The 6,322-nt window shown below is 70.8% G+C and carries 6 protein-coding genes; 2 read left to right on the top strand and 4 right to left on the bottom strand.

Annotation, left to right across the window (positions count from 1 at the left end):
• Positions 1–1,393, top strand: a 1,393-nt coding sequence (locus tag VK611_13150; protein HMG42278.1) for an NAD(P)/FAD-dependent oxidoreductase, incomplete at its 5' end; no start/stop codon positions are given.
• Positions 1,394–1,454: 61 nt separating this feature from the next.
• On the opposite strand, the gene VK611_13145 is transcribed toward VK611_13150, so the two are convergent.
• From VK611_13145 to VK611_13135, 3 genes are all read right to left on the bottom strand, one after another.
• Positions 1,455–2,186 (bottom strand): DUF899 family protein, encoded by a 732-nt coding sequence (locus VK611_13145; GenBank protein HMG42277.1) that lies wholly within the window; start codon positions 2,184–2,186, stop codon positions 1,455–1,457.
• Between the two features lie 39 nt (positions 2,187–2,225).
• Positions 2,226–3,614 carry an MFS transporter gene (locus tag VK611_13140; GenBank protein HMG42276.1) on the bottom strand — a complete coding sequence of 463 codons (1,389 nt, stop codon included), beginning with the start codon at positions 3,612–3,614 and terminating at the stop codon, positions 2,226–2,228.
• A gap of 94 nt (positions 3,615–3,708) precedes the next feature.
• Positions 3,709–5,271 (bottom strand): 4-coumarate--CoA ligase family protein, encoded by a 1,563-nt coding sequence (locus VK611_13135; GenBank protein ID HMG42275.1) that lies wholly within the window; start codon positions 5,269–5,271, stop codon positions 3,709–3,711.
• 56 nt (positions 5,272–5,327) lie between these two features.
• On the opposite strand from VK611_13135, the gene VK611_13130 reads away from it, so the two are divergent.
• The gene (locus VK611_13130) at positions 5,328–5,927 is read left to right on the top strand and encodes a TetR family transcriptional regulator (GenBank protein ID HMG42274.1); all 600 of its coding nucleotides are present in this window, start codon (positions 5,328–5,330) and stop codon (positions 5,925–5,927) included.
• A 36-nt stretch (positions 5,928–5,963) separates the two neighbouring features.
• On the opposite strand, the gene VK611_13125 is transcribed toward VK611_13130, so the two are convergent.
• On the bottom strand, positions 5,964–6,322 hold a 359-nt coding region (locus VK611_13125), incomplete at its 5' end, for a DUF3516 domain-containing protein (GenBank protein ID HMG42273.1).

Here is a 6,322-nt window from a genome sequence, read left to right as displayed (position 1 = left end):
CGAGATCCTCGAGCACTGCGAGCGCATCGCCAAGCAGTACGGGCTCTACGACAACGCGCTGTTCCACACCGAGGTCACCGCCCTGGAGTGGGACGACGCCGCCGGCCGCTGGACCGTCCGCACCAACCGGGGCGACGAGTTCACCGCCCAGTTCGTCACCATGGGCACCGGGCCGCTGCACGTGCCGAAGCTCCCCGGCATCCCGGGCATCGAGTCGTTCGCCGGCCACTCGTTCCACACCAGCCGCTGGGACTACGACTACACGGGCGGCGACGCCGACGGTGCGCCGATGGACCGCCTGGCCGACAAGCGCGTCGGCATCATCGGGACCGGCGCCACCGCCGTCCAGTGCGTCCCCCACCTCGCCCGGGCGTGCCGGGAGCTGTACGTCTTCCAGCGCACCCCTTCGTCGGTCGACGTGCGCGACAACCGGCCCACCGACCCCGAGTGGTTCGAGTCGATGGCCACGCCCGGCTGGCAGCAGCGCTGGCTCGAGAACTTCACCGCCAACCAGGCCGGTGGCAGCGCCGAGGACGACCTGGTGATGGACGGCTGGACCGACCTGTCCCGCCGGGTGCGCGAGCGCATCATGTCGCTGCCGCCCGACCGGATGACCCTCGAGGGGATGCTGGCCGCCTACGAGGACTCCGACTACGAGAAGATGGAGGACATCCGCTCCCGCGTCGACGGGCTCGTCGCCGACCCGGCCACGGCGCAGCGCCTCAAGGCGTGGTACCGCCAGCTGTGCAAGCGGCCCTGCTTCCACGACGAGTACCTGCAGGCGTACAACGAGCCGGGCGTCACCCTGGTCGACACCGACGGCCGGGGCGTCGAGCGCATGACCGAGACCGGCGTGGTGGTCGGCGGCGTCGACTACGAGCTGGACTGCATCGTCTACGCGTCGGGCTTCGAGGTGGGCACCGAGCACACCCGGCGCACCGGCTTCGACCTCACGGGCCGCGACGGCGCCCGGCTGTCGGAGCGCTGGGCCGAGGGGATGCGCTCGCTGCACGGCACCCACGTCCACGGGTTCCCCAACGCCTTCCTGGTGCAGCCCACGCAGGGCGCCAACCTCATCTCCAACATCCCCCACAACCTGACCGAGTCCGGGAAGACGATCGCCGGCATCGTCCGGCACGCGCTCGACGGTGGCTTCGAGCGGGTGGAGGTGACGCGGGAGGCCGAAGACGCCTGGGTGGAGCTGCTGCAGGCCGCCCCGCCGCGGATCATCGGCGGCCCCGACTGCACCCCCGGCTACTACAACAACGAGGGCCAGCCACCCGGGCCCGCCTCGACCTTCTTCGTCGGCTACCCCGAGGGCCCGATGGCCTACTTCCAGTACCTCGACCGGTGGCGCTCCACCGGCGACTTCGAGGGCCTCACGTTCTCCTGACCGAAGCGAGGTTGCGTGGGGTGTGGCCCCATGGCGACCACGCGCCACGCAATTTCGGGGTTCACACCCCGGTGGCGCCCGGGCGGGTCCACTGGGGCACCGGTCGGCCGCCGTCTCTGGGCCCCATCGGCGCACCGTGCTCGTCGGTGCGCAAGAAGGAGTGGGTCGGGAGCTGCGGCCACCCCTCGGGCGAGTCCTCCCACGCCTCCCGCCGCCCGTAGGCGGTCATGTCGAGGAGCCCGAACAAGGGGCTCATCACCTCGTCGCCCCGGCCGGTCGTCCAGTACGTCAGGTAGATCTTGTCGTCCCGCCGCAGGTAGCAGGCGATCCGGCCGGCGTGGCCCACGGTGGGGTCGTCGAGGTGGGCGTTGGAGTACCACGGCGTGGTGTAGCCCATGAAGTCGCGGAACGCCGCGATCTCCTCGTACGGCCCGTCGCCGAGGACGGCGAAGGTGATCCCGTAGGCGTTGAGGTAGGCCGCGTCGGCGGCGTCCCCCATCGGCCAGGTGTTCCTGGTGCAGCCCTCGCACTGCCACTCCCATGGCTTCCCGTCGTAGAACATGTGGCTGTAGACGACCAGCTCGTCGCGCCCCTCGAAGACGTCGCCGAACGGGACCGGGCCGTCGGGGCCGACGACGGTGGTGTCAGGCGGCACCTCGGTCATGGGCAGCCGGCGCCGGGCCGCGGCGATCGCGTCGCCCTCGTGGGTGTGGGCCTTCTCGCGCGTGCGCAGCTCGGCGAGCTGTCGCTCGAAGTCGTCGTGGTCGGTGACGGGCGGGGCCGGCGTGGTCATGGTTTCCTCTTTCAGTCGTCTCGGGAGGGGAGGCGTGGCTCACACCGCGGCGGCCAGCCGGCGATACGGCCGGGACCGAAGTGCGGCGATCGTCACGACGACGCCGATCAGTCCGGCGATCGTGAACATGAGGGCGATGCCGCGCTCGGGTCCGACGCCGAACCACGAGCCGATCATGTCGGCTCCGCGCCCGTCGGTCATGAAGGGCATGAACACCCGCTCGGCGAGCGGGGCCATGAGGAAGGCGGTGAGTGGGGCGGCGGCGTTCTCGACCAGCTGAGCGAAGCCGAACACCCGACCCTGCCGCTCGAACGGGATGGACCGCTGCAGCACCGTCTGCTCGGCGGCCTCGATGACGGGGATGAGGCCCAGCCACACGACCATGCCGACGGTCAGCATCACGATCGACGACTGCACGGCGAACACCGAGCACACGGCCCAGTTGACGAGGTTGCACACGAGCACGAGCCGCAGGGCGTTGTTGCCGAGCCCGAACTTGGCGACGGCGATGCCGCCGGCGATGAAGGCCAGGCTGATGAAGCCGAAGAGCAGGCCCCACGCCTCGACCGACACGAGCGACAGCCCGTAGGCGTCCGTGAGCGCCATGAAGATGCCGGCGAGCAGGTTGTTGAACGCGGCAAGCCCGATCAGCAGCCCGAGTCCGGGCACCGCCCGGATGGCCTCGAGCGCGCCTCGGATGTCGACGTGGCCGGTCGAGGCGCCGTCAGCCGGATCGGTGACGGGTGCCGCCTCGTCGATCGAGATCGAGCGCAGGTGGACCAGCATGGCCGCGACGATGACGACGGAGCCGTAGTACGCCCAGCCCATCCCGAGTCCGCCGATGACGAGGCCGCTGAACACCGATGTGATAGCGAAGGAGATGCCGGTGACGGTGCCGACCATGCCGTTGGCCTTGTCCCGGCGGGACTCGGGCACGAGCAGGGTGACGCAGGTGGACAGCGCGATCCCGCGCATGTTCCCGGCGACCGAGCCGAGCAGCGTGGCACCCACCAGCACCCAGAACGCGGGGTGGGTGAGGCTCAGCAGCGAGCTGGTGGGCACGGCGACGAAGACGAGTGTGGCGACGGCGAAGCACACGAGTGACAGCGACGTCGTCACCATCATGGCGTGGTGCTTGCGGTGGCGGTCCACGAAGGTGCCGAAGTACGGGCCGAGCACCGCCGACGACAGGGCGAAGGCGCCGCCGATCACGCCGGTGGCGACAACGGACCGGGTCTCGAGGTACACCCAGAACGTCAGCGCGAACCAGAGGAACGAGCTCGTCACTCCGCTCACGAGCGTGTTCAGCAGCAGCTGGCGGAACGTCCTCTCGTCGTGGCTGTGCCCGCCGGCAGGGGTGTCGGTGACGACGTCAGTGGCGTCAGGATCCGACGTCACGACGAGGTCCTGCTCGTGCGGAAGGGTCATCGCGTCCATGCGGGCTCTGACCCCCGGGGAGAGCCGAACTCATCGGTCATCCCCGCGGGTGTGTGCACGACGCGGCCCTATCCGCTGGCCCTCTTCAGGCGAACTGGTCGCGGAGGATCCGGCGGAGGATCTTCCCCGACGGCGACTTGGGGATGGCGTCGAGGAAGTGCAGCTCGCGCACCTGCTTGTAGGTGGCGACCCGGTCGGCGACGAAGGCCTGGATGTCGGCGTCGCTGGCCTCCCGGCCCTCCTTGAGCACCACGAAGCCGACGGGGATCTCGCCGGCCTCCTCGTCGGCCTTGCCGATGACCGCGGCGTCGGCGACGGCCGGGTGCGTGAGGAGCAGCGCCTCCAGCTCGGCCGGCGGCACCTGGAAGCCCTTGTACTTGATGAGCTCCTTGAGCCGGTCGACCACGTAGAGGTGGCCGTCGGCGTCGACGTGGCCCACGTCGCCGGTGTGCAGCCACCCCTCCGCGTCGATCGTGTCGGCGGTGGCGGCGTCGTTGTTGAGGTAGCCCTTCATCACCTGCGGGCCCCGCACCCACACCTCGCCGTCACGGTCGAAGCCGAGCGACTCGCCGCTGGCGGGGTCGACGATGCGGGTCTCGGTGTCGGAGATGGTGACGCCCACCGACCCGGGCTTGAAGCCGCCGGGCGGGGTGGCGTGGGTGACCGGTGACAGCTCGGTCATGCCGTAGCCCTGCACCACCTCGCAGCCGAGCCGCTGGGCGGCCTCCTGGGCCAGCTCGGCCGACAGGGGAGCGGCGCCGGAGAAGACGACCTGCAGCGCGCTGAGGTCGTAGCCGTCGACGATCGGGTGCTTGGCTAGCGCCACCACCATCGGCGGCGCCACGAACGCCCGGGTCAGCCGTTGGGCCTGGTGGAGCTCCAGGAACTGCGGGAGGTCGAAGCGGGGCATCGTCACGATCCGGGCGCCCGCCCGGAGGCCGCAGTTCATCAGCACCTGCATGCCGTAGATGTGGAAGAACGGCAGCACGGCGACGAACGAGTCGTCGTCGTCCATCGGGAGCGCCGAGCCGAGGCACTGGGCGACGTTGGCCACCAGGTTGCGGTGGGTGAGCATCACGCCCTTGGACAGCCCGGTGGTGCCCGACGAGTAGGGCAACACCACCACGTGGTCCTGGCCCACCGGCACCTGCTCGGCTAGCGGCTCGCCGAACAGCTCCGCCAGGTCGGCCTCGCCCTCGGCGCCGCCGAGCACGAACAACTCCGTGGTGGGGGAGTCCTTCATGGCGGCCCGGGCGGTGTCGAGGAACAGGGGGATCGTGACCAGCATCGTCGCACCCGAGTCGACGAGCTGGTGGTGGACCTCGCCCTCGGTGTACGTCGGGTTGATGGTGGAGACCGTGCCCCCGGCCAGAGCCACGCCGTGGAACACGACGGCGTAGGCCGGGCAGTTCGGCGCCATGATCGCCAGCACCTGGCCGGGCTGGAAGCCGCTGGCGACAAGCCCGCCGGCGAACCGGCGGATCCGGTCGTCGAGCTGCCCGAACGTGACCTCCTCGCCGGTGGCGCCGTCGAGGAAGGCGACGCGGTCGGCCCGCTCACCCGCCCGCGCCATCACGTAGGGCGTGAGGTGATCGTCCGGGATCTCGACGCTCGGCAGCGGGCTGCGGTGGATGATGGTCTCGGTCATGGTCCCCCCTTGGCCGATAGCCTATTGGTGCTGCGATCGCCCAGAGAGATCATCCCATGACGACGACGGCACGCCCGCCCACCAGCCGGCAGCTCGCCAAGGAGCAGACCCGCCAGCGGCTGCTCGACGCCGCTCTCGAGATCCTCGACACCGACGGCGAGGCCGGCCTCACCACCACCCGCGTCGCCGGGCTCGCCGGGGTCAAGCAGCCCACCTTCTACGTCCACTTCGCCGACATGGACCAGCTGCTGGTGGAGCTGGTGCGGCAGCTGTGGGCGCGGCGCCGGGACATCACCCGTGAGGCCGGCGACACCGTGCGCCACCAGTTCCGCGCCACCGTCGAGGCCCTCGTCGCCCACCCGGCCGTGCTGCGCCTGGTGGTCCGCAGCCGCCTCGACCTCGCCAGCCCCGTGGGCGAGTACGTGCGGGCCGAGACGGCCGTGACGCTCCGGAACCTCACCACGGCGCTCGCCGCCGGCGGCCTCCCCTCCGGCACCCCGGCCGAGCGGCGCCGCCTCCACATGCAGGCGGAGGGCCTCGTCGCCCTCATCGAGACCCTGGCCCTGGGCCACATGGAGGGCCGCTACGAGGACATCGAGGAGGTCCTCGACGTCCTCGTCCAGTTCTCCCAGACCCTGACGCCCACACCCACCTGATCCTGCTCCTGATCGAAACTTCGACAGAGGTGGTCGCTATGGCGCCGGCTGTGTCGAGATTTCGATGAGGTCGAGGACCGCTCGGCTCTCCTCGTCGGAGGCGTCGGGGCGGACGCGGGCGTGGATCGTCCAGTCGTGGTGGCCGGCCGGGTCGGCGAGGGTCTGGGCGGCGGACCAGGGGACCGTGGCCTCGTCGAGCCGGAACAGGTCGCCGGACCGGGCCGTGGCGTCGATGCCGACCGCGTCGTGCTCGTCCCAGTACGGGGCCATGGCCCCGGCCAGCCGGTCGGACGACCAGTCGCGGGACCCCTCGCGCTCGACCAGCTCGCCGTAGGCACGCCGGCCGAGCAGCTCGACCCAGCGGAACAGCTCGTTGCGGACCATCACCCGGAACG

It is taken from the genome of Acidimicrobiales bacterium (genome assembly GCA_035316325.1).
Taxonomy (GTDB): Bacteria; Actinomycetota; Acidimicrobiia; order Acidimicrobiales; family VFJN01; genus DASXTK01.
The sequence above is the reverse complement of the archived record's forward strand: the minus strand, read 5'-3'. Positions and strand labels throughout refer to the sequence as shown.